This is a genomic window from Pseudomonas putida (assembly GCF_050989985.1).
Lineage (GTDB): Bacteria > Pseudomonadota > Gammaproteobacteria > Pseudomonadales > Pseudomonadaceae > Aquipseudomonas > Aquipseudomonas putida_AI.
Window position 1 is genome coordinate 5,760,642 of the sequence record NZ_CP158815.1, and the last position, 22,633, is coordinate 5,783,274.

20 protein-coding genes are annotated in these 22,633 nt (G+C 62.6%); 12 read left to right on the forward strand and 8 right to left on the reverse strand.

Features of this window, described 5'->3' with window-relative positions; all coding sequences use genetic code 11:
• Positions 1–121: 121 nt before the first annotated feature.
• From ABTV29_RS26365 to ABTV29_RS26380, 4 genes are all read left to right on the forward strand, one after another.
• A complete protein-coding gene (locus ABTV29_RS26365; protein WP_433767495.1) occupies positions 122–2,041 on the forward strand; it encodes an alkaline phosphatase D family protein in 1,920 nt (639 codons plus the stop codon).
• Between the two features lie 121 nt (positions 2,042–2,162).
• Entirely contained in the window at positions 2,163–2,657 is a 495-nt protein-coding gene (locus ABTV29_RS26370; RefSeq protein ID WP_433767496.1) for an adenylate kinase, read from the forward strand.
• A 175-nt stretch (positions 2,658–2,832) separates the two neighbouring features.
• Positions 2,833–3,087, forward strand: a complete 255-nt coding sequence (locus tag ABTV29_RS26375; RefSeq protein ID WP_433767497.1) for a type II toxin-antitoxin system Phd/YefM family antitoxin — start codon at positions 2,833–2,835, stop codon at positions 3,085–3,087.
• On the forward strand, positions 3,084–3,338 hold the full coding sequence (locus ABTV29_RS26380; RefSeq protein ID WP_433767498.1) for a Txe/YoeB family addiction module toxin: 255 nt from the start codon (positions 3,084–3,086) through the stop codon (positions 3,336–3,338). The genes ABTV29_RS26375 and ABTV29_RS26380 overlap by 4 nt, the downstream gene beginning before the upstream one ends.
• On the opposite strand, the gene ABTV29_RS26385 is transcribed toward ABTV29_RS26380, so the two are convergent.
• Positions 3,332–4,504, reverse strand: coding sequence for an aspartate aminotransferase family protein (locus tag ABTV29_RS26385; protein WP_433767499.1), 1,173 nt, complete (start codon positions 4,502–4,504; stop codon positions 3,332–3,334). The genes ABTV29_RS26380 and ABTV29_RS26385 overlap by 7 nt on opposite strands.
• Before the next feature lie 102 nt (positions 4,505–4,606).
• Between ABTV29_RS26385 and ABTV29_RS26390 the strand changes: the two genes are divergently transcribed.
• Together ABTV29_RS26390 and ABTV29_RS26395 are read left to right on the forward strand one after the other, a co-directional pair.
• Entirely contained in the window at positions 4,607–5,512 is a 906-nt protein-coding gene (locus tag ABTV29_RS26390) for a LysR family transcriptional regulator (protein ID WP_433767500.1), read from the forward strand.
• A 74-nt stretch (positions 5,513–5,586) separates the two neighbouring features.
• Complete coding sequence (locus tag ABTV29_RS26395) at positions 5,587–6,600, forward strand: sensor domain-containing diguanylate cyclase (protein WP_433767501.1); 1,014 nt, start codon at positions 5,587–5,589, stop codon at positions 6,598–6,600.
• A gap of 217 nt (positions 6,601–6,817) precedes the next feature.
• Here ABTV29_RS26395 and msrA read toward each other — a convergent pair whose 3' ends face one another.
• From msrA to msrB, 3 genes are read right to left on the reverse strand one after another with little or no spacing between them, the layout of a single operon-like run.
• Positions 6,818–7,525, reverse strand: a complete 708-nt coding sequence (msrA, locus tag ABTV29_RS26400; protein WP_433767502.1) for a peptide-methionine (S)-S-oxide reductase MsrA — start codon at positions 7,523–7,525, stop codon at positions 6,818–6,820.
• A 31-nt stretch (positions 7,526–7,556) separates the two neighbouring features.
• Complete coding sequence (locus ABTV29_RS26405; RefSeq protein ID WP_433767503.1) at positions 7,557–9,332, reverse strand: cytochrome c biogenesis protein DipZ; 1,776 nt, start codon at positions 9,330–9,332, stop codon at positions 7,557–7,559.
• A gap of 31 nt (positions 9,333–9,363) precedes the next feature.
• Entirely contained in the window at positions 9,364–9,882 is a 519-nt protein-coding gene (msrB, locus tag ABTV29_RS26410) for a peptide-methionine (R)-S-oxide reductase MsrB (RefSeq protein ID WP_110967973.1), read from the reverse strand.
• Between the two features lie 282 nt (positions 9,883–10,164).
• On the opposite strand from msrB, the gene ABTV29_RS26415 reads away from it, so the two are divergent.
• Positions 10,165–10,884 carry a response regulator transcription factor gene (locus ABTV29_RS26415; RefSeq protein ID WP_433767504.1) on the forward strand — a complete coding sequence of 240 codons (720 nt, stop codon included), beginning with the start codon at positions 10,165–10,167 and terminating at the stop codon, positions 10,882–10,884.
• On the forward strand, positions 10,881–12,389 hold the full coding sequence (locus ABTV29_RS26420; RefSeq protein WP_433767505.1) for a sensor histidine kinase: 1,509 nt from the start codon (positions 10,881–10,883) through the stop codon (positions 12,387–12,389). Before ABTV29_RS26415 ends, ABTV29_RS26420 begins: the two co-directional genes overlap by 4 nt.
• A 402-nt stretch (positions 12,390–12,791) precedes the next feature.
• Here ABTV29_RS26420 and ABTV29_RS26425 read toward each other — a convergent pair whose 3' ends face one another.
• From ABTV29_RS26425 to ABTV29_RS26440, 4 genes are all read right to left on the reverse strand, one after another.
• Complete coding sequence (locus ABTV29_RS26425; protein WP_433767507.1) at positions 12,792–13,547, reverse strand: class II aldolase/adducin family protein; 756 nt, start codon at positions 13,545–13,547, stop codon at positions 12,792–12,794.
• A complete protein-coding gene (locus ABTV29_RS26430) occupies positions 13,544–14,494 on the reverse strand; it encodes a CobW family GTP-binding protein (protein ID WP_433767508.1) in 951 nt (316 codons plus the stop codon). Before ABTV29_RS26430 ends, ABTV29_RS26425 begins: the two co-directional genes overlap by 4 nt.
• On the reverse strand, positions 14,491–16,239 hold the full coding sequence (locus ABTV29_RS26435; protein WP_433767509.1) for an amidohydrolase: 1,749 nt from the start codon (positions 16,237–16,239) through the stop codon (positions 14,491–14,493). Before ABTV29_RS26435 ends, ABTV29_RS26430 begins: the two co-directional genes overlap by 4 nt.
• A gap of 80 nt (positions 16,240–16,319) precedes the next feature.
• Entirely contained in the window at positions 16,320–17,924 is a 1,605-nt protein-coding gene (locus ABTV29_RS26440; RefSeq protein WP_433767510.1) for a 5-guanidino-2-oxopentanoate decarboxylase, read from the reverse strand.
• 314 nt (positions 17,925–18,238) lie between these two features.
• On the opposite strand from ABTV29_RS26440, the gene ABTV29_RS26445 reads away from it, so the two are divergent.
• The 4 genes from ABTV29_RS26445 to ABTV29_RS26460 all read left to right on the forward strand — a co-directional run bounded on the left by ABTV29_RS26445 (position 18,239) and on the right by ABTV29_RS26460 (position 22,632).
• A complete protein-coding gene (locus ABTV29_RS26445; RefSeq protein ID WP_433767511.1) occupies positions 18,239–19,144 on the forward strand; it encodes a LysR substrate-binding domain-containing protein in 906 nt (301 codons plus the stop codon).
• A 297-nt stretch (positions 19,145–19,441) separates the two neighbouring features.
• Positions 19,442–20,533 (forward strand): ABC transporter ATP-binding protein, encoded by a 1,092-nt coding sequence (locus ABTV29_RS26450; protein WP_433767512.1) that lies wholly within the window; start codon positions 19,442–19,444, stop codon positions 20,531–20,533.
• A gap of 103 nt (positions 20,534–20,636) precedes the next feature.
• Positions 20,637–21,749, forward strand: a complete 1,113-nt coding sequence (locus ABTV29_RS26455) for an ABC transporter substrate-binding protein (protein WP_433767513.1) — start codon at positions 20,637–20,639, stop codon at positions 21,747–21,749.
• A 10-nt stretch (positions 21,750–21,759) separates the two neighbouring features.
• Positions 21,760–22,632: an ABC transporter permease gene (locus ABTV29_RS26460; protein WP_433767514.1), complete on the forward strand. Its 873-nt coding sequence runs from the start codon at positions 21,760–21,762 to the stop codon at positions 22,630–22,632.
• The last annotated feature ends 1 nt before the right edge of the window (position 22,633 follow it).

The window sequence follows — 22,633 nt, forward strand, 5'->3', positions numbered from 1 at the left end:
CGCTGCATGGAACATCCACTGTAGCCTGCATTTGCGCATCCCGGCTCACAAGGCTTAACAGGCACCGGCGATGACCTGCGTTATCATCGCCCGCCTCTGTGCCCCAAGAGCTCGAACCCGGATGCCCGTTACACAGCCATTGCCCGACGATCATCAAGTATTGCCACCCGTGCTGGCCGGCCCGCTGCTGCGGCGCCTGGAGCCCAAGCGGCTGGTGTTGTGGCTGGTGGGTTCGCGGCCGCTGGCATTGACCCTGCGTTTGCAGAATGTACGCGACATTCGCCTGGAAGCCGGGCAATGCACGGTGATAGCGATCGGCAGTCATGCCTACGTGCACTTGATCGACGTCACCCTCGATAGCGCCCTGCCCTGTGATGAATTGCTCGAATACGACCTGCTGCTGGATGGCACAACGGGCATCGCCGACTGGGCGCCGCACCTGTTGTATGGCGATGCGCCGCGTCCGAACTTTGTCCTGCGGGCTCGGATCGATCAACTGCTGCATGGCTCTTGCCGCAAGCCCCATCACTCGGCCGCGGACGGCTTGCTCTGTGTGGATAACTTGCTGGCGCAAACCCACGCGGCCACGGATCGCCCGGCACTGTTGATGATGACCGGCGATCAGGTCTACGCCGATGACGTGGCGGGGCCGATGTTGCGGGCGATCCATGCCTTGATCGAGCGGCTTGGGCTGTTCGGCGAGCACCTGGAAGGCGCCGTGGTCAGCGATAGCGCCAGGCTCTATGAGCACCCGGCCAGTTACTACCATCGCGCGGATTTGTTGCCGGCGTTGGAGAGCAACGAGACCCTGCGCGAGCGATTTTTCGGTGGCGCGCGCAAGCCGATTTTCACCAGCAGCAGTGCCGACAATCATCTGGTGACTTTCGCCGAAGTCATGGCCATGTATTTGCTGGTCTGGTCGCCGGTGCCCTGGTCCTTGATCGCGCCGCAACCACCGACGCTGACACCACAGCGGCGCGAGCGTTATGCCCTGGAGCAGACGCGCCTCGACGGGTTCAAGGCTGGCCTGGGCAATGCGGCGCGAGCGCTGGCGCACTTGCCGACGCTGATGATTTTCGACGACCACGATATTACCGATGACTGGAATCTTTCCGCGCAATGGGAGGAAACGGCCTACGGCCATCCGTTCTCCAAACGCATCATCGGCAATGCGCTGCTGGCCTACATGCTGTGTCAGGGTTGGGGCAACAATCCGGATGCGTTCAGCGGCGTCATGGACAAGGCCAGCCGTTTCAGCGCCACCGGCAACGACGGCTATCTCGACAGCCCCGTGCAGGATGCGTTGATCGATGAATTGCTGAAGTTCCAGCGCTGGCATTACGTGCTGCCCACCACACCGGCCATGGTCGTGCTCGACACCCGCACCCGGCGCTGGCGCAGCGAGATGAACCTCAAGCAACCGTCGGGCCTGCTGGACTGGGAAGCCTTGAGCGAACTGCAACAGGAGCTGCTGGATCATCCGTCGGCGATCATCGTTTCACCGGCGCCGGTGTTCGGCGTGAAACTGATCGAAACCGTGCAGCGCGTCTTCAGCTGGTGCGGTTATCCCCTGCTGGTCGATGCGGAAAACTGGATGGCCCATCGCGGCGCAGCGCAGGTGATCCTGAACATTTTCCGACACTCGCGTACACCGGGCAGTTACGTGGTGCTGTCGGGCGATGTGCATTATTCCTTCGTCTACGAAGTGCTGATCCGACACCGCAAGGCCGGGCCGCGCATCTGGCAGATCACCAGCAGCGGCATCAAGAACGAATTCCCGCCGACCCTGCTGGAGTGGTTCGACCGCCTCAACCGCTGGCTCTACTCGCCCCGCTCGCCGCTGAACTGGCTGACCAAACGCCGCCGCATGCGCATCGTGCCGCACATTCCCGAACACGCCCAGGCGGGTGAGCGGCTGTGGAACTCGGCGGGGGTCGGGCAGGTGTTCTTTAATGAACAGGGACAGCCGCGGGAAATCTTTCAGCTCAATGCCAACGGGGCGCCGAAGACGCGGATGGTTGCCCCGGAAGACAATGATTAAACCCTGTAGGAGCGAGCCTGCTCGCGATGGAGGCATGGGCGACACGGGCTGTCTGATGCCCCGCGTTATCGTTGACGTCCATCGCGAGCAGGCTCGCTCCTACAGTTGATTGGTGTCGCCCATGGACTTCACCCGAACCCTGATCATCGGCAATTCCGGCTCCGGCAAAAGCTGGCTGGCCGAGCGCTTGTCCCGGCACCTGCAAATCCCCTGGACCGATCTCGATCAAATCCACTGGCTATCCGACGAACACAGCATCCCCCGCCCCCGCGCCGAGGCATTGGGCATGGCACGCATCGCCGCCAGCGAAGAACATTGGGTGATCGAAGGGGTTTATGGCTGGATCGTCAGCGAGCTGCTGAACCGGGCCACAGCGTTGATCTGGCTGAGTGTTGAAGACGAAGCGTGCGTCGCCAACATTCGCCAACGCGAGGTGAATGACGACGAGCGCTTGATCGCCTTGCTGGAGTGGGCGGGCAGCTATCGAACGCGCGACGACTCCAGTGGGTTCGCTGCGCATCAGCGGCTGTTCGACGCGTTTGGTGGTTCCCAGATCCGGCTGAAAGATCAGATTGAAATCACCCATTTCGCCAATGCCATGGCCAACATCGGTTAACCGCTGCCTTCCTTTCGGATCTGGACTACACCACTTACGGAAATGTCTTGAAGAGGTTTCAACGATACTCAGAACTGATGTTGATGCGCCAACTGCACAACGACCATTCAGAGGTATCGCCTTGTCAACCTGTACTCATATCTGTACGTTCCTTGCATCAAGCGAGGAACATTGCATGCACACCATCAACTACACCACAGCACGCGCGCACTTGGCTGAAACCATGGATCGCGTCAATGAAGACCACGCCCCGCTGCTGATTACCCGTCAGAAGGGCGAACCGGTGGTGATGATGTCTCTGGCGGAATACAACGCCCTCGAAGAAACCGCCTACCTGCTCCGTTCCCCAGCCAATGCCGAACGCTTGATCAAATCTCTGGGTAACTTGCGAGCGGGAAAAACCAAAGCCAGGCAACTCATCGAAGAATGAAGATCGAGTTCACTCCTGAGGGCTGGAATGACTATCTCTGGTTCCAGCAAAACGACAAGGCCGGGCTCAAACGAATCAACCTCCTGATCAAGGCTATCCAGCGCGAACCGTTTGCCGGTCCGGGCAAGCCAGAGCCGCTCAAACACAACTTGAGCGGCTGTTGGTCACGCCGGATTACGGCTGAGCATCGTTTGGTCTACACGATCGAGGACGGTGAGATATGCATCTTGATGTGCAGGTATCACTACTGAGCAATCGCCCGGCCCACCCCTCTCACAATCATCTCCACTTCCCGCTCATCAATGGTCAGCGGCGGCAGCAGGCGGATGGTCTGACCCCGCGTCACGTTGATCAGCAGGCCGTGATCCCGGGCGGCGATCAGGGTCAGGTCGCGGATCGGTTGTTTGAGTTCGATGCCGATCATCAGGCCCTGGCCGCGGATTGCCAGGACGTTGGGGTGCTCGGCCAATTCCATGCTTAATCTTTTGAGCAGCCGTTCGCCCTGAAGCCGGGCGTTTTCCCGCAGGCCTTGTTCTTCGATGATGTCCAGCACCGTGCAACCCACCCGGCAGGCCAGCGGATTACCGCCGAAGGTGCTGCCGTGGCTGCCGGGGGTGAAGATTTCGGCGGCTTTGCCACGGGCCAGGCAGGCACCGATGGGGATGCCGTTGCCCAGGCCCTTGGCCAGGGTCATCACATCCGGAACGATGCCTTCGTGCTGGAAGGCGAACCACTGGCCGGTACGGCCGATGCCGGTCTGGATTTCGTCGAGCATCAGCAGCCAGGCACGCCGGGTGCACAGTTCGCGTACGGCCTTGAGATAGCCGGGTGGCGCCAGTTGCACGCCGCTTTCGCCCTGGATCGGCTCCATCAACACGGCCACGATGCGTTCGCCATGGGCCTGCTGCACCCGCTCCAGCGCCTTGAGATCACCGAACGGCACTTTGATGAAATCCCCCGGCAACCGGTTGAAACCCAGGCGCACGGCCGGACCGTCGCTGGCGGACAGAGTGCCAAGGGTCCGCCCGTGAAAGGCGTTCTCCATGACCACCACCAGCGGTTGTTCGATGCCTTTGTGCCAGCCATGAAGCCGGGCGATTTTCAGCGCCGTTTCGTTGGCCTCGGCGCCGGAGTTGTTGAAGAACGCCCGATCCATGCCGGCAAGCTCAGTGAGCTTGTGCGCCAGCCGCTGCTGCCAATCGATGCTGTAGAGGTTCGAGGTGTGCAGCAGCAACCCGGCCTGCTCGCTGATGGCGGCGACGATTCGCGGGTGGGAGTGGCCCACGTTCGTCACCGCCACGCCGGCGACCGCATCCAGGTATTCACGACCGGCCCGATCCCACAGGCGCGTGCCCAGGCCTTTATCGAAACTCAAGGCCAGGGGTTGGTAAGTGCTCATCAGGCAGGCGGCGGTCATGACATCAGGCTCCAGCAGTTGTCGGTGTTTTTGCAGTATGGTTAGCCACCTGAGCTGGATAAACGCAGTAATACTTCAATCATTTTAAAGCTGAGCTTGATAATGGATCTGTTCCAGGCAATGACCGTCTACGTCCGCGTCGTGGAAGCCGGCAGCATGACGGCCGCCGCACAGCAGTGCGAAATGTCCACGACCATGGTCGGCAATCACCTCAAGGCACTGGAGCAACGCCTGGGTGTGCGCCTGCTCAACCGCACGACACGCCGCCAGCGCCTGACGGAATTCGGCAGTGCCTATTACCAGCGCTGCCTTGAAGTGCTCGGGCTGGTGGCGGACTCGGAACGCCTGGCCGAACAGACCCTCGATGAGCCCAGCGGCACCCTGCGTATTACCGCCCCGCTCACCTTCGGCACCGAACGCCTGGCGCCGGCCCTGAGTGAGTTCAGCCTGCAGAACCCGCGGGTGAAACTGGACGTGGTGCTGACCAATCGCCGCCCGGACCTGCTCGACCACGGCTTCGACGTGGCCTTCCGCCTGGGCGCGCTCGAACCCTCGAACCTCATCGCCCGCCCGTTGATCGATTACACCCTGACCATGTGCGCGTCGAAGGAATACCTGGCCCGTCATGGCACCCCGGAAGAACCCGAAGACCTGCAGCACCACAACTGCCTCGCCTTCGCCTACCCCGCCGGCGATGACTGGCAGGCGGTGGCCCGACAATGGCGCCTGAACGGCCCGGATGGCGAAATCGTGGTGGCGGTCAGCGGATCCATGGTGATCAACAGTTCGGCGGGCTTGCATCAGGCTGCACGCACCGGGATGGGCATCGTGATGGTGCCCGACGCGCTGGTGGAACCGGACCTGAAGGACGGCAAGCTGATTCCCCTGCTGCAACGCTATCAACTGCCGTGCCGGCCGATGCACCTGGTGTATGCCCAGGATCGCTATCGGCTGCCCAAACTGCGTCGTTTCGTCGACTTCGCCATGGGCATGTGGGGCAAGCACTAGCCGCCCCGGTGCGGCATGAATTAATCTCCGCGCAGGACTGGTCATTTTGATATCAGGCAGCAGGGAGAGCAGCGATGGACGAAGCATCGAACATCGAACCGGTGAAGTTCGATCTGTCGGGCATGAACGACAGCATGCTGCACACCATCATGGAGCTGGTCAGCGACGGAATCTGGGACTGGAACGCCAATACCGGTTTCGTCTACCGCAACGCCCGCTGGTACGAAATGCTCGGCTATTCGCCTCACTCTCTGGATAACAGCGTGTTGACCTGGGAAAACATCATCCACCCCGATGATTACCCACAGGTCATGGCCCGTTTCGATGATCACTTGAGCGAACGCAGCCCGGTTTACCAGGCCGAGTATCGTTGCCGCACCCATGACGGCGGTTACATCTGGATCGAAGATCGCGGTCAGGTACTTGCCCGCAACGAAGACGGCTCAGTGGCACGCATGGTCGGCGCGCACCGCAGTATCGAAGACAGGCGACGTCTGCTCGAAGAGCTGGAACGACGCAATCACTCGCTCGAAGCGCAGATCGAAGAGCGCACCCAGGAGCTGTCCCGGGTCAACGAGCAACTGCAACTGCAGCTCGAAGAAAACCGCAAGCTGGCGCACACCGACACCCTGACCTCCATCGCCAACCGCTATCGCCTGGAACAGGTACTGCCCCAGGCCTGCGAGCGCTCCCAGCGTTTTCGCGAGCCGCTGTCGCTGATCGCCATGGACATCGACGACTTCAAGATCATCAACGATCACTACGGCCACGCGCTGGGCGATGCCGCCCTGGTGCACGTGGTGGACAACATCAAGCGCTTCGTACGCGAAGGCGACCTGCTGGCCCGCTGGGGCGGCGATGAATTCATCATGACGCTGGCCAACACCTCCCTGGCCGAAGCCAGAACCCTCGCCGAGACCATCCGTCATGGCCTGACCGAGTTGCTACCGGTCGGGGACTTCCAGGTGACCATGAGTTTCGGCGTGGTGCAGCGCTTCGATGAAGAGCAGCAGACCGGCCTGATGGCCCGTGCCGATCAGGCGCTGTACCGCTCGAAGATCGCCGGCAAGAATGTGATCTCGGGATAACGCCCTCCTCCCCTGTTATTCACCCAAGAAAGTCTGGGTCCCCCCAATCCCTGTGGCGAGCGAGCTTGCTCGCGTCGGGCTGCGCAGCAGTCCCAAAAATCAGGCAACCCTCGCGATTGTTTGTGCGTGCTGCGCACTCAAGCGGGAGCAAGCTCCCTCGCCACAAATATTTCACTCTTCAAGTTCAGCTTAACTGAACAGTCTTGCCCCCTTGCTTTCACATCCCCGCCTTCACCAGCACCGGTTTTTCCTGATAGCGATCCGGGTACAGCTGCTTGAGTTGCGCCACCTTCGGCAGGTCGTTGATCACGATGTAGGGATAGCTCGGATGCTCGGTGAGAAAGTCCTGATGCTCCTCTTCCGCCGGATAGAAACCGTTGTAGGTTTCCAGCTTGGTCACGATCGGTTTGTCGAATGAATGGGCAGCGTCGAGCTGGGCGATATAGGCCTGCGCCACCCGTTGCTGTTCGCTGCTTTTGGTGAAGATCGCCGAGCGATACTGGGTGCCGGTGTCCGGCCCCTGGCGGTTGAGTTCGGTCGGGTTGTGGGCCACCGAAAAGTAGATTTGCAGCAAGGTGCCGTAACTGACCTGGCTTGGGTCGAAGGTCACCTCCACGGACTCCGCATGCCCGGTATCGCCATCGCTGACCCGCTCGTACTGCGCCGTGCTGGCCGCCCCGCCCGCGTAGCCGGAGACCGCGTTTTTCACGCCTTTGACATGCTGGAACACCCCTTGGACGCCCCAGAAGCAACCGCCGGCAAAGACTGCGGTTTCGCTGTGGGCCTGGGTGACTTCGTCGAGGGTTGGCGGTGCAATCTTCACCGCCTCTTCAGCACCGCCCAGAGAGAACGCCGAGCATTGGCCAATAGCGCCCGCAGCGGCCAATGCCAACAACGTACGACGCCAGGTGAACAGGGTTTTCATGGTTCGAACTCCACAAAACTGAAAGGGGCTGTCAACCGAAGGTAAAGGCGTAGGCCGATGCGCCCGGATCAAGAAACTCGATGCTGAAGGTCCGGTCATCCACACCGCCGTTCTGGCGCACCAGTTGGTACAGGCGCTGGTCCGTCACCGTGCCACTGCCATCGGGCGCCACGTCCATGCCGTGGTCATTACCGGGGGCCTTGCCATCGATCAGCACCTTGAAGCGCACCGGCTTGCCATCCGCGCCCGGGCCGAGCACCAGATGCAGGTCGCGGGCGTGGAAGCGGTAGACGATGCGACTGGCCGGCGCACTGGCGGTGGCGCGTTCTGCGCCGACATGCCACTGCCCGCCCAGGCTCCAGTCGTTCAGTGCCAATTGTGCCGGTGGGTTGTAGGTCGCCACCTTGTCCGGTATCAGGCTGGTTTCCGGCACGAAATGCTCTGCGCGCTGATAGCCGACATAGGTTTCCGGCGATTGCACTTCGTTGTTGTCCGGGGCCATTTGCACGCCCTCGGCCTTGGCGGTAATCAGCCCGTCCGACACCTTGCTGGCACCGGCCTCACGCAGCAGTTGCTGGATGACCCGCTCGGATTCGGCGTATTCGCCTTCGCCGAAGTGGTGATAACGAATGCGCCCCTGGGCATCGGCAAAGTAGTGCGCCGGCCAGTATTCGTTGTTGAAGGCACGCCAGATCTTGAACTCGTTATCGATGGCCACCGGGTAGTTGATCCCCAGATCCTTCATGGCCTTGGTGACGTTGTCGACGTTGCGCTCGAAGGCGAACTCCGGCGCATGCACACCGATCACCACCAGCCCCTGGTCGCGGTACTTCTCGGCCCAGGCCTTCACGTAGGGCAGCGAGCGCAGGCAGTTGATGCAGGAGTAGGTCCAGAAATCCACCAGCACGACTTTGCCTTTCAGCGCCTGGGCATCGAGCGGTGCCGAGTTGAGCCACTGTACGGCGCCGTCCAGCGGCGGCAGGTTGCCCTCGACCGGCAAGGTGCTGGCGGTGGTGTCCGCCACTGGCAACGAGCCTTCCGACAACGGTTTTTGCGCCATCATCGCCGTGCTGTTACGCGGTGACTTGCCCGCCAGTTTCTCCACCAGCGCCTGTTCGATCCCGCCGGTGGAGGCCGTGGAAACCCGCGCCAGAATCCCGGTATCGAGCCCCAGGGCAATGGCCGCCACGCCGGCCAGCATCGCGGCGCCGAGACCACGTCGCAGCCACTCGCCCGCACCGATCGAGCGTTTCATCGCGGCGAATACCTTGCCGCCCAGCAACAGTGCCACGGCGAGCGAAGTGGCCGCACCGGCGGCATAGGCCAGCAACAGCAAGGTGGTGGCGATGCTCGCACCCTGCAGCGCCGCACCGGTCAGCAACAGGCCCAGGATCGGCCCCGCGCAGGGCGCCCACAGCAGACCGGTGGCGACCCCGATCAGGAACGAAGCGCCGGGTCGTGGCCGGGCATCGGCGCCCGCTGCCTCGGACAAACGACTCCCGGCAGCAACCAGCGGCCGGGTCAGGCGTTCGGCCAGTTGCGGCAACAACAGCGTCAGGCCGAACAGCGCCACGAACACCAGCGCCAGCCAGCGCCCGTACTGATTGAGCTGCACCACCCAGCCACCGCCCACCGCCGCCAGCGTGGCGACGAAAGCGAAGGTCAGCGCCATGCCCGCCAGCAATGGCAAGCCGCTCTTCACAAACGGTTGACCGGTGCGGGCGAAGACAAAGGGCAACACCGGAAAAATGCAGGGGCTGACAATCGTCAGTACACCGCCGAGATACGCGAGGACCAGAAGCCACATAGTGCTTACCTGCAAACGTGAGTGAAAGGAATCAGACCGTGCGGGGCGCGAACTTCATCGCCAGGCCGTTCATGCAGTAGCGCAGCCCGGTGGGTTTCGGCCCGTCATCGAAAACATGCCCCAGATGCCCGCCACAACGTCGGCAGTGAACCTCTTCGCGGACCATGCCGAAGGTGCGGTCCTGGCGGGTCGCCACCGCCTTGTCCAGCGGCGCCCAGAAACTTGGCCAGCCGGTGCGGCTGTCGAACTTGGTGGCAGAGGAAAACAGCGGCAGATCGCAGCCGGCACAGGCGAAGGTGCCGTCGCGGTGTTCGTTGTTCAGCGGGCTGCTGTAAGCCCGTTCGGTGCCCTCTTCGCGGAGGATTTCATACTGCTCGTCGCTGAGGATGGCGTGCCATTCGCTGTCGCTGTGGGTCACTTCGAACACCTCCGATGCGTCAGCCTCACTGATCAGTACAGAGCGGCTGGCGAATTTTGGCAATGCACCGATGGCCAGGGCTGCAACCCCCAGCCCACCGCTCGCCCAAAGAAATTGTCGTCTTGAGAACATGGTCGTCTCCGAAGTCCATAAGGTCTTTCATGGAACTGAGCCTAAGCTTGGGGTGATCGCCAAATCCTCACGGGAAGTTAAACAATTCGTGATAACTCGACTTCCGAAAACACCGCACAATGCCGCTTATCGACGGAATCGCGGATAACTGCTTTTTTGCTTTTTTGTAGGAGCGAGCATGCTCGCGAAAAACCTGAGGGCACCGCGGGGTGCCAGGTTTCCCACGTAATCGTTAACGACCATCGCGAGCATGCTCGCTCCTACAGGTACAGGGTATTACCGATGGAACAGAACAAACGCGTCCTCGTGGTCGAGGACGACCTGCATATCGCCGACCTTATCTGCCTGCACCTGCGCGATGAGCAGTTCGAGGTGGTGCACTGTGCCGATGGCGATGAAGGCATGCGCCTGCTGCAGCAAGGCAACTGGGATGCGCTGATTCTCGACCTGATGCTGCCGGGCGTCGACGGCCTGGAAATCTGCCGGCGCGCCCGTGCCATGGCGCGCTACACCCCGATCATCATCACCAGCGCCCGCTCCAGCGAAGTGCACCGCATTCTCGGGCTGGAACTGGGCGCCGACGACTACCTGGCCAAGCCGTTTTCCATGCTCGAACTGGTGGCCCGGGTCAAAGCCCTGTTGCGCCGGGTCGATGCCATGGCACGCAACCTGAAGATGGACGCCGGCAGCCTGAACATCGACGGCCTGGCCATCGACCCGATTACCCGTGAAGCCTCCCTCGACGGCCGGCGCCTGGACCTCACGCCCCGGGAGTTCGACCTGCTGTACTTTTTCGCGCGCCAGCCCGGCAAGGTGTTTTCGCGCATGGACCTGCTCAACGCCGTGTGGGGTTACAGCCACGAAGGCTACGAACACACCGTCAACACCCACATCAATCGCCTGCGCGCCAAAATCGAGGCCGATCCGGCGCAACCGGCGCGCATCCTCACGGTCTGGGGGCGGGGCTACAAGTTTGCCGCCGGCGAGGAGTCACAACCATGAGGCTGACCCTCACACAACGCCTGTCCCTGGTGTTCGCCGTCCTGCTGCTGGTGTGCTGCGGCACCTCGGCGTGGATGCAGGTGCGCTCCAACCAGATGCATGAACAGGAAGTGGTGCAGGGGTTGTCGAGGGACCTGGCACAACACATCGCCCGCGACACGGTGCTGATGGACGCTCAAGGCCTGATGCCCAATGCCGTGCGCGATCTGTTCAGCAAGCTGATGCAGGTCAACCCCAGCGTCGAGGTGTACCTGCTGGACACCGAGGGCAGGATTGTCGGCAGCGCCGCGCCCGAGGGCCGGATACACCGGGAACAGGTCGATCTGGCACCGATCCAGCGCCTGCTCAAGGGCGATGCCCTGCCGATTCTCGGCGACGACCCGCGCAGCGTCGATGCACGCAAGGTGTTCAGCGCCGCGCCGCTGAAGGTCAATGGCAAGCCGGCGGGTTATCTCTACGTGGTGCTGCTCGGCGAGGACCATGACCGCCTCGCCGAACGCGGTGCCACCAGCGCCGCGCTCAACACAGCGCTGCTGTCCATCGGCCTGGTGGCGCTGCTGTGTCTGATTGCCGGTCTCACGGCGTTTGCCCTGATCACCCGGCCATTGCGCCGCCTGACGGACAGTGTCAGCCGCTTTGACATCGACGGCATCCCTGTCACGCCGGCGCCCTCCCTGCCCGCGGAGAAAGTCGCCAGCCACGACGAAATCGCCATCCTCGATGCCACCTTCCGGCAGATGCAGGTGCGTCTCGGCGAGCAGTGGCGCTCCCTGACCCGCCAGGATCAGGAACGCCGCGAACTGGTGGCGAACATCTCCCACGACCTGCGCACGCCCCTGGCGTCCTTGCACGGATATCTGGAAACCCTGTCGCTCAAGGACGCCACGTTGTCTCCCGAAGACCGTCGCCGCTACCTGGGCATCGCCCTGGATCAGAGCCGCAAGGTCGGTGGCCTGGCGCAGTCGCTGCTGGAACTGGTGCGCCTGGAGCACGGTTTTGTGCAGCCGATCCTGGAGCGCTTTTCCCTGACCGATCTGGCGCAGGACATCTTCCAGAAATTCGAGCTCACCGCCGAGGCGCGGCACGTGGAACTCAAGGCCACCTTCGCCCCCAACGTGTCGGCGGCCTGCGCTGACCTGGGGTTGATCGAACGGGTGCTGACCAACCTGTTCGACAATGCCCTGCGCCATACGCCGCAAGGTGGGGAAATCGAACTGAGCCTGAGGCCGCAAGGATCCTTTATTGAAGTGACCGTCAGCGACACCGGCCCCGGCATCGCCCCGGAACTGCGCGAAGGCCTGTTCCTGCGCCCGTTCAACATTGGCGGCGCGCGGCGCGATGGTGGGTTGGGGCTGCGAATCGTGCATCGCATCCTACAATTGCATGGGTGCGAGATTCAGCTGGTCGATGTGCCCGGACGCGGTGCGACCTTCCGTTTTTCGTTGCCCAAGGATGAAGAGACGGCGGTGCGGTCGATGAGCCTGAATGCCCCTGGGCACGCCTGACAGTCCGTGGCGCGCCCATCGCGAGCAAGCTCGCTCCCACAGGTTTTGCGTCGTGGCACGGATTCAGGCCCGACACACATCCCCTGTGGGAGCGAGCTTGCTCGCGATGGGGCCGGCAGCTTCAACATCTTCATTGGCTGACACACTGCATCGCGAGCAGGCTCGCTCCCACAGGTTTTGCGTCGTGGCACAGATTCAGGCTCGACACACATCCCCTGTGGGAGCGAGCCTGCTCGCGATGGGGCCGGCAGCTTCAACATCTTCATTGCCTGACCCACCGCATCGCGAGCAGGCTCGCTCCCACAGGTTTTGCGTCATGGCACAGATTTAGGCTCGACACATATCCCTTGTGGGAGCGAGCCTGCTCGCGATGGCGTCAGCCCATTCAACGAAGGGCCTGGCTCAATCCCGATACCCCGGCGCCACCCGATCCAGCATCCGCAACAACGCCGCCCAGGCCAGTTGCATGGCATCCGGGTCGGTCAGTTCCCCTTCCTCCAGCGGCCGCCCCGGGTCGTTGAACTGGCGCTCGGTGTGTTCGCACACCTCAACCGGTGGCAATACCAACTCCCCGGCAGCCTGCGCGGCCAGCTGAATTTCACAGGCCTTTTCCAGGTAATACATGCGCAGGAACGCCTGGCTCACCGTCTCGCCAACCGTCAGCAAACCATGGTTGCGCAGCATCAACACCGGCTTGTCACCCATGTCCGCCACCAGCCGCTGCTGCTCGCTCATGTCCAGCGCCACGCCTTCATAGTCGTGGTAGGCGACCTTGCCGTAGAACTCCATGGAAATCTGGTTCACCGGCAACAACCCGCACTTCAACGCGGCCACGGCGCAACCGGCCTTGGTGTGGGTGTGCAGCACACATTGCGCGTCTTCACGGGCCCCATGAATCGCACTGTGAATCACGAAGCCCGCCGGATTGACCGGGTATGGCGACGGCTCGACCGCGCGCCCTTGCAGATCGATCTTCACCAGATTCGACGCAGTGATTTCATCGAACATCAGCCCATAAGGGTTGATCAGGAAATGATGCTCCGGCCCCGGCAGACGCACCGAAATATGGGTGAAGATCAAATCCGTCATGCGGAAATGCGCAATCAGGCGATAACAGGCTGCAAGCTCTTCCCGCAGCCGTTGCTCGACAGGACTCATGCCTTCGTCCCCGCTTTCAGCGAGCAAGCCTCAAGCCCCTGCCCCAACGCCTCCCAGCCATCGAAACCGCGACGTGCGATGAACACCAGCCGCGAGCCGCTGGCCTTGGCTTCATCACCCGCCGGCTGAAACTGACTGCGGGTGCCGACATGCTGCAACCAGTGCGCCTTGTCACCCTGCGCCAGCCGCACCAGCCCTTTGACCCGAAACACATCACTGGGCAATGCCTGCAACCAGGCACGCAAACCCTCGGCATCGAGCGCCGAGTCGCTTTGCCACAGCCAGCTGCTGAACATTTCACCGTGGTCGCCGTCAGCCACCCGTGTCAGCGGCTTCTGCGCACGCGGCTCAAGCTCCAGTTCGGTCTCGAGCCATAGCGCATCCGGCAACTGCGCCTGCACGCTTTCGTGTATCCGCGTGCGCAGCCCCAAGGCTTCACGCAACGCCTGCAATTGCGGCTCGTCCACCAGATCGGTCTTGTTCAACAGCAACAGGTCGGCAGCCGCCACCTGGGCGCGGGCCAGGCGCGCATATTCGCCCTCCAGTTGCAGGTGACGGGTGGCGTCGACCACGGTGATGACCATGTCCAGCTGCATCTGGCTGCGCAGCTGTGGATAAGCCAGGGTCTGCACGATGCGCTGTGGATCGGAGACCCCGCTGCATTCGATGACGATGCGTTCAAGCCGTGGCTCCAGCTGCGCCAGGCTGCCCAGTTGCGCCAGCAGGTCTTCCTGCACGGTGCAGCAGATGCAGCCGTTTTGCAGGCTGTACACCGCGTCGGTGACCTCCGAAACAATGGCCGCATCGATGTTCAATTCGCCGAAGTCATTGACGATCACGGCCAGTCGGCTGCCCTCCGCACGGCGCACCATGCGGTTGAGCAATGTGGTTTTGCCGGCGCCGAGAAAACCCGAGACGACGGTCACGGCAATGCGTGGGGAAGTCATTCTGCCTTGCCCTCCAACACCGGTGGTTCACCCTGCCAAACAGCCTTGAGGCCGACGGATTCCAGGGTCGAATGACGGTCGTAGACCAACTGGCCTTCGACGAAGGTCAGCAACACCTGGGTCTTGTGGATGTAATTGCGCGCCGGAGCGGCGAACAGGTCGCGGTCGATCACGATCAGGTCCGCCAACTTGCCCACTTGCAGGCTGCCGGTGCTCTGCTCCAGCCCCATGGCCACCGCGCCGTTGCTGGTGATCACCGTCAGCGCCTGTTCGAGGCTGATCGGGTCGCCGAAGCAGGCCGGGTCGTCGTTCCACGGGTTCTGGCGGGTGATCATGGTTTCCAGCGCCAGCCACGGGTCGATGGACGCCACCGGCCAGTCGGTGCCCATCACCGCGGTACCGCCCGCCGCCAGCACGCCCTTGAAGTCGTAGATGCGCTTGAGCCGCTCCTGGCCGTAGCCGGAACGCGCACCGCTGGCGAACGGCGTCGGGTACCAGGCCGCCGGGGAAAACTCGGCAATGACGTTGAGTTCCTTGAAGCGCGGCAGGTTGCCCGGATGCAGCAAGGTGCTGTGTGCGCATTGATGGCGCACGCCGCTGAAACCGTTGCGACGACGGGCTTCGGCCACGGCATCGAGGAACACGTCGGAGGCGCCGTCACCGGTGCAGTGGGCAATCACGCGGATGCCCTTGCGGTCCATGTCCACCACCATGTCGGTGATGTGTTCCGGGGTCAGGTTGAGCTTGCCGCGCCAGCTCTTCTCTTGCGGCCACGGTGTCAGCAGGTACGAGGATTTCGGTTCCACGGTGCCGTCGAAGTGGAACTTCACCGCGTTGGCGCTCAGGCGCGCGCTGCGATAGTAATGACGTTCGCCAGCCAGCAATTCCCAGCGACGACGCACCGGAAAGATATCGTCCTGCCAACTGATCGCCGCCTCGATGCGCACGGTCAGCTCGCCGCTGTCGTCGAGCTCCTTCAGCGCTTGCAGACGCTGCTCGCACACGTGCACGTATTTGCTCGCGGTCACGCCACGGGAGCTCTGGAAGTGCACGCCATCGCGATAGGCACGGCGCAGCACGCTGACCGGGGTCGGCGGCATCGCGGCGTGGATCATCGCGTAGGCGCCGTCGATCATCAGGCCGGTGGGCTCGCCGGTCAGCTCGTCGCGTTCGAAATAACCATTGCGCGGGTCTGAGGTGTGGCGGTCGATGCCCGCCAGTTCCAGGGCCTTGGAGTTGACCATCATGGTGCCCCACATGCGGTCGAGCAGCGCCACGGGACGGTCCGGCATGACGCTGTCGAGCCAGGCGCGGCCCGGCGTCAGGCCGGCTTCGCGGAAGGTGTAGCGCACCCAGTACTGACCGTAGATCCAGCCGTCGCCGGGATGGCTGTCGGCATAGGCGAGGATGCTTTCGCGCAGCTGTTCCGGGGTCGGGTCCTCGATGCCCACGTCCAGGTCATCGGCGTAGCGTGGCGCGAGGGCAAGGTCGGGGTGGGTGTGCATGTCGTGCAGGCCCGGCATGCAGAACGCGCCTTGCAGATCGTGCACCCGGGTGTTCGGGCCCTTGAACATTTCGATCTGGCCGAGGCTGGCGACGCCGATCAACTTGCCGTCGCGAATCGCCACGGCCTCGGCCCAGGGATTGGCCGGGTCCTGGGTATAGATGCGACCGTTGGCGAGTATCAGGTCAGCGTAGGTCCCCTGCGCCGAATGGGTAGAGAGAAAGTTGTCGGACTCGGCCATGTAAGCCACCTTTGAGTTCAGGAGGTTGAAAGGTCCACCAGGCGCTGGGCGGGTTGGGGACCTGAAAAATTATTGTTGTTTTAGTCAGCCAGGAAGGTCGCGGCATCGACCTCGATCATCACCGGCTCATCAGGGTTGCCGAGCTCGTCCAGCAACGCGCGCAGGCCCTGCAAATGGCTCACGCGGTGATGGCTGACGTGGCAGCTCTGCGCCAGGGCTGCGAAGTTCGGCGTGAGGATGTCCACCCCCAGCAACGGCACCGAACGGGCATTCATGTAGTCGCGGATTTCGGCGTAGCTGCTGTTGTTCCACAGCAGCAGGATCACCCCGGCGCCGGCCTCTTTGGCGGCGATCAGTTCGGCGCTGGAAAACTGCAGGCCACCGTCCCCCACCAACGCAACCACCGGGCGCAGCGGTTGCGCCAGCTTGGCGCCGATGGCCGCCGGCAAACCGTAGCCGAGGGTGCCGTAGCCACTGCCGGCGTTGAACCAGCTGTTGGGCGTCGGCGCGCGATAACCCAACGCCCCCTGATACACCGGCTGCGTCGAATCGCCAACGATCAGCGGCTCGGGCAAGTGATCGCGCAGGGTATCGAGCAGCGCCTGCATGCGGCTTTGTTTTGCACTCCAGCCGGAATGTTCGACGGCATTGACCCGCGCCACGCGCTCGCCGCCCCAGTTCGCTTGCGCCTGACGCTGCGGCAGACTCGCCAACAGCGCCCGCAGGCCTTGTTCGGCATCACCGAGCAAACCCACCGCCGCTGGCTGTAGGCCGAGCACTTGCATCGGGTCGATGTCGAGGCGAATCAGGGGTGCCTTGAACGACAGCGCGCCCAGGCCGAAAAAGTCGTAATCGGTTTCCCCAAGCTCGGTGCCGACCGCCAGCACCAGATCAGCCTCGGCGATCAGCTCGCGGCCATGGGCCGAAGACTGCACACCGTCAAGCAGCAAGGGGTGTTCGGGGGCCAGCAGGCCACGGGCATTGGTGGTCAGCGCCACCGGGGCCTGCAAGCGTTCGGCAATCGCTGTCAGGGCCTGGGAGCAGCGCCGCGCGCCACCGCCGGCGAGGATTAACGGGCGTTTGGCAGCGTTGATCAGGGCAACGGCCGCCTCGATGGTCTGCGATGCCGGGGCCGGTGCGGCCGGCAATGGGCGCGGGCTCAGATCCAGACCGTCGGCGGACATCTCCAGCACATCCAGCGGAATCTCGATGTGCACCGGGCGCGGTCGTGTGCAGCCAAACAGGGCAAAGGCCCGGGCCAACACTTCCGGCAGTTGTGACGGATGCTGCAAGGTATGACTGAAGGCACAGACGCCCGCGACCAGCGCACGCTGGTCAGGCAGTTCATGCAGGTGACCATGGCCAAGGCGCAGCTGTTCACGGCGGTTGCAGGTGGAGATCACCAGCATCGGCACCGAGTCGGCATAGGCCTGGCCCATGGCGGTGATGATGTTGGTCATGCCGGGGCCGGTGATGATGAAACACACCCCCGGCTTTCCGCTGGCCCGGGCATAGCCGTCGGCCATGAACCCGGCCCCCTGCTCGTGGCGCGGGCTGACGTGCTTCAGGCGGCTGCCGTGCAAACCGCGATACAACTCCACGGTGTGTACGCCCGGAATGCCGAACACGGTTTCAACGCCATAACCTTCCAGCAACCGGACGAGCGCCTGGGCACAACTGGTCATGCAGCACCTCTTTTATCCATGAAATCTGCGCTCGCGGATATGCCGGCGCACTGACGAATGGAACTAGTATTGTTGAATCAACCAATACAACAATCGATTTTTTTTGGCCTGACTGTTCGATTTCCTTCACCATAAGTGAGATTAAACACAACTTTGTGGCGAGGGAGCTTGCTCCCGCTCGACTGCGCAGCAGGCGCAAAGTTGGACGAATGATGCAATTGGGGCCGCTTCGCGACCCAGCGGGAGCAAGCTCCCTCGCCACAAAAGGCCGCGTCGTTCGTTCGTATTCCTTCAACCTTTCAGCGGAATGAGTTATGCGCTTTCCTTCGATGACCGCCCTTCGCGCGCTGGACGCGGTGGCCCGCCTGGGCAGCGTGTCGGTCGCGGCCCGTGAACTGAACCTGACCCGCAGCGCCATCAGCCACCAGATCAGCAAGCTTGAGGAATGCGTGGGCTTTGCCCTCACCGAGCGCATCGGCCGGGGCATCGGCCTGACCTGGCAAGGCGAACGCTATGCGCGGGAGGTGCACGGGATCCTGATGAACCTGCTCGACGCCGGGCAGGCGATCGATGACCAGGAAATCTCCGGACGGCTGTGCGTCAGCTGCGCGCCGGGGTTCGCCACCTATTGGCTGTGCCACCACATCGGCGCCTTCCTGCGGCAATACCCGCAGGTGCAATTGCAGCTGATTTCCCCGCGCACGCCGGATGACATCAACAACCCGGGCGTCGACCTGTTTATCGCCTACGGCATTGGTGACTGGCCGGAAATGATGGTCGAGGAGATCGTGGCCCTGCGCTTCTTCCCGGTGTGCAGCCCGCGCTTGATCAACGCCCTGAGCGGCCTTAAAAGCCCGCAGGAGCTGAGCCACTTCCCGCTGCTGCACATGACCGATTACTCGGACTGGCGCGTCTGGCTCACCGCCGCCGGCGCCTCGGGCGTCAACGCCGGCAGCGGCATCCTGTTCTCCGACGCGCATTGCGCACAGGCCGCCTGCATTGCCGGCCAGGGCATCGCCATCGGCGACAACCTGATCAGCGGCGATGCCTTGTCCAAGGGCCTGCTGGTGCGCCCGTTCGACATCACTATCGACCTGCACCGCGGCTACTACCTGGCCGCCGACCCGCAAAAGGCCGAACGCGCGGTGGTGCAGGCCTTCAGTAACTGGGTCAAGACCCAGCTGCAGTCGTCGCGCCAGACCTGGCAAGACACGCCCTGAACTCACTGCAAAAACTGTGGGAGCGAGCCTGCTCGCGATTGGCCGTGCCAATCAACATCGATGTCGCCTGAAAAACCGCCATCGCGAGCAGGCTCGCTCCCACAGGTTCAGGGCTCTGTTTCAAGGGTCTGAAGCGAGGCGAAAATCGCCAATCAATTGAGTAATAAAACTAACCAATACGAGCAAAATAACTCAATTGATGTAGCGATATTTTTAACAATAATAGGTTCCAAAGCCCATTTCGGACTCACCTCCGTCCTCGTACGTCTTATGGGCAATAAAAAGAGGAACCTCATTGTGTCCAGCCGTTCAGCGATTCAGCTAAGCGCTCAAGGTATCAGCCAGTATTACGGCCGTTTCGCGGCGCTGGATAACGTCGATCTCGACGTGCGGAAAGGTGAATTTCTTACCCTGCTGGGCCCTTCCGGCTCGGGCAAGACCACCCTGTTGATGATCCTCGCCGGTTTCCTCAGCCCGACGGCGGGCAAGTTGATGGAACAAGGCGTCGATATCATCAGGCGCCCGGCCGAGCAGCGGAACTTCGGCATGGTGTTCCAAGGCTACGCGCTGTTCCCGCACATGACCGTCGCCGACAACGTCGCCTATCCGCTGCGCATCCGCAAAGTCCCGGTCGAGGAACGTAATCGCCGGGTCAAGCACATCCTCGAAGTGGTCGGCCTCGGCGCGCAGATGCACAAGAAGCCTGCGGAAATGTCCGGCGGCCAGCAGCAGCGCGTGGCGATTGCCCGGGCCCTGGTGTTCGAACCGGAACTGCTGTTGCTCGACGAGCCGCTGTCGGCGCTGGACAAGAACCTGCGCGAACAACTGCAAACCGAGCTGCAACGCATCCACCGTCAGGTGGGCACCAGTTTCGTGTTCGTCACCCACGACCAGAACGAAGCCCTGGCGTTGTCATCGCGCATCGCGATTTTCAACCACGGCAAGCTGACCCAGGTCGACACCCCGGAAAACATCTACAACCGTCCCGAGAGCCGTTTCGTCGCCGAGTTCCTCGGCAAGATGAACCTGTTCCCGCTGGACAGCCTGACCCGCAACGGCGCCACCGCCAGCGGCCGTTGCGGCACCAGCGTGCTGCACGCCGTTGCGCCGAACGCCCTGGGCCAGGCCCCCATCGTGCTGGCGGTACGTCCGGAACACATGGAACTGCACAGCGACTGCCCGACCATGGAGGGCTACAACGTGATGCCCGCGCAACTCACCGACAAGGTCTACCAGGGCTCCAGCACCCACCTGGCGCTGAAAGTCGGCGGTGATACCTTGCCGATCAACCTCTCCGTACCCGGCAATCACCCGGGCGCCCTGATGCCCAGCGGTGCGCCGGTGTGGCTCAGTTGGCCGGTGCAGCAAAGCTTCCTGCTACCTGCTTAAAGCCGGCTTTCAAACAAAAAGCATCCGCATCACAAAGCTCTCTTCCAACGACAACAAAAAAGGCCGGTGCCCGCCAAGGCACCCGCTACTTGAGGACTTGCCCATGGGCCCGGATCACCAACAAGACTGCATCGAAGTACTTATCGAAAAAGCCCGCGGCGGTCAGATCAACCGTCGTACGTTCATCCAGGCCATGGGCCTGCTGGCGGCCGTACCGCTGGCGCTGCGCAGTGGCATCAGCTGGTCGGCGGACAAGCCGCTGGTGGTGGTCAACTGGGGCGGCGATGCGTTGAACGCGTTCCGTTCGGCATGGACCGATACCTTCACCAAGAACACCGGCATCCAGGTGCGCATCGACGGCGCCGGCCCGACCGAGGGCGCGATCCGCTCGCAACTGGCCAGCGGCCAACCGAGCTGGGACGTGGTCGATGTCGAGAGCTACAGCGCCATCGTGCTGGGCCGGGAAAAGATCCTGCAACCGCTGGACTACAACGTCATCAAGCGCGATCAGGTAGCGCCGGCACTGGCTTCCGATTTCGGTATCGCCAGCTACCAGTTCAGCTACGTGATGGCCTGGGACAGCGCAAAATTCGGCGACAACGGCCCCAAGACCTGGGCCGATTTCTGGGACGTGAAGAAATTCCCCGGCAAGCGCACCTTGTACAAATGGATGAACGGGATGCTCGAAGCGGCGCTGCTGGCCGACGGCGTGCCGGCCGATCAGCTCTACCCGCTGGACGTACCGCGGGCGATGAAGAAGATCGACGAGATCAAACCCCACGTGCTGTCGTTCTGGAGCTCGGGCGCCGAGAGCCAGCAACTGATGGTCGATGGCGAAGTGTCGGTGGGCGCGATCTGGCACACCCGCGCCAAGCTGCTCAGCGAAGACACCGACAACCGCGTGCGCTGGAGCTTCGACAACGGTTTCATCAACTCCAGCAGCTGGGCCGTGCTCAACGGCAACCCGGGCGGCACTCAGCCAACCATGCAATTCATCCAGAACGCGTTGCAGCCCGAAGGCCAGCTCAAGCTGTTCGAACTGCTCGGCAACGGGCCGTCCAACAGCGCCACGGAAAAGCTCATGTCGGCCAAACAACGGGAAGCGAACTGCGCCTCCGAAGAAAACCTGAAAAAGCAGATCGCCCTCAACGCCCAGTGGTACGCCGACAACTACTCCAAGGCCCTGGAAGAGTATCTGACGCGGTTGTCCAAGTGAGCCTCAGACCATGACTACGACCCTGACCTCAACCCTGTCCAGCCCCAAGCCCCGCTTCAGTTCGCCGGGCCTGGAGCGCGGCCTGCTGCTGTTTCCGCTGCCGGTGCTGCTGTTGGTCTTCTACGTGCTGCCGTTTCTTGGCGTGGTCGGCTGGAGCTTCTCGCTGCCAACCCCGGGCATCGAGCAATACCAGCGCATCGCCACTGACCCGGCGATCCACGACATGCTCTGGCGCACCCTGCGCCTGTGCATGACGGTAAGTCTGCTGGCGTTGGTGATCGGTTACCTGCTGGCCTACTGCTGGGTGTTCAGCCCGCCGTTCTGGCAACGGGTGGTGGAGATCTGCATCTTCATCCCGTTCTGGATTTCCGTGCTGGTGCGCGCCTTTGGCTGGCTGATCACCCTGCGCAGCAACGGTGTGCTGAACAACAGCCTGATGGGCATGGGCCTGATCGATCAGCCGCTGCAATTGAGCCGCAACGAGATCGGGGTGGTCATCGGCATGCTCCACGTGATGATCCCTTACGCGGTGTTCCCGCTGCTATCGACCATGCGCCAGCTGGATCAGCGCGTGCTCATGGCCTCCCGTGGCCTGGGTGCCGGTGCCCTGCGCACCTTCTGGCAAGTGCTGCTGCCGCAGACCCTGCCGGGCATGCTGGGCGCGTTCATCATGGTCTTCGTGTTCTGCCTGGGCTTCTTCATCACCCCGGTGCTGTTGGGTGGCGGGCAAACGGTGATGATCGCCGAGTACGTGTTCCTGCAGATGTTCCAGACCAGCAACTGGGGCCTGGGCGCGGCGCTGAGCGTGGTGCTGCTGGCCCTGGTCAGCGCATTGATCTGGGTGCTGTTGAAAATGACCCGTGTGAACCGACTGGTAGGCTGAG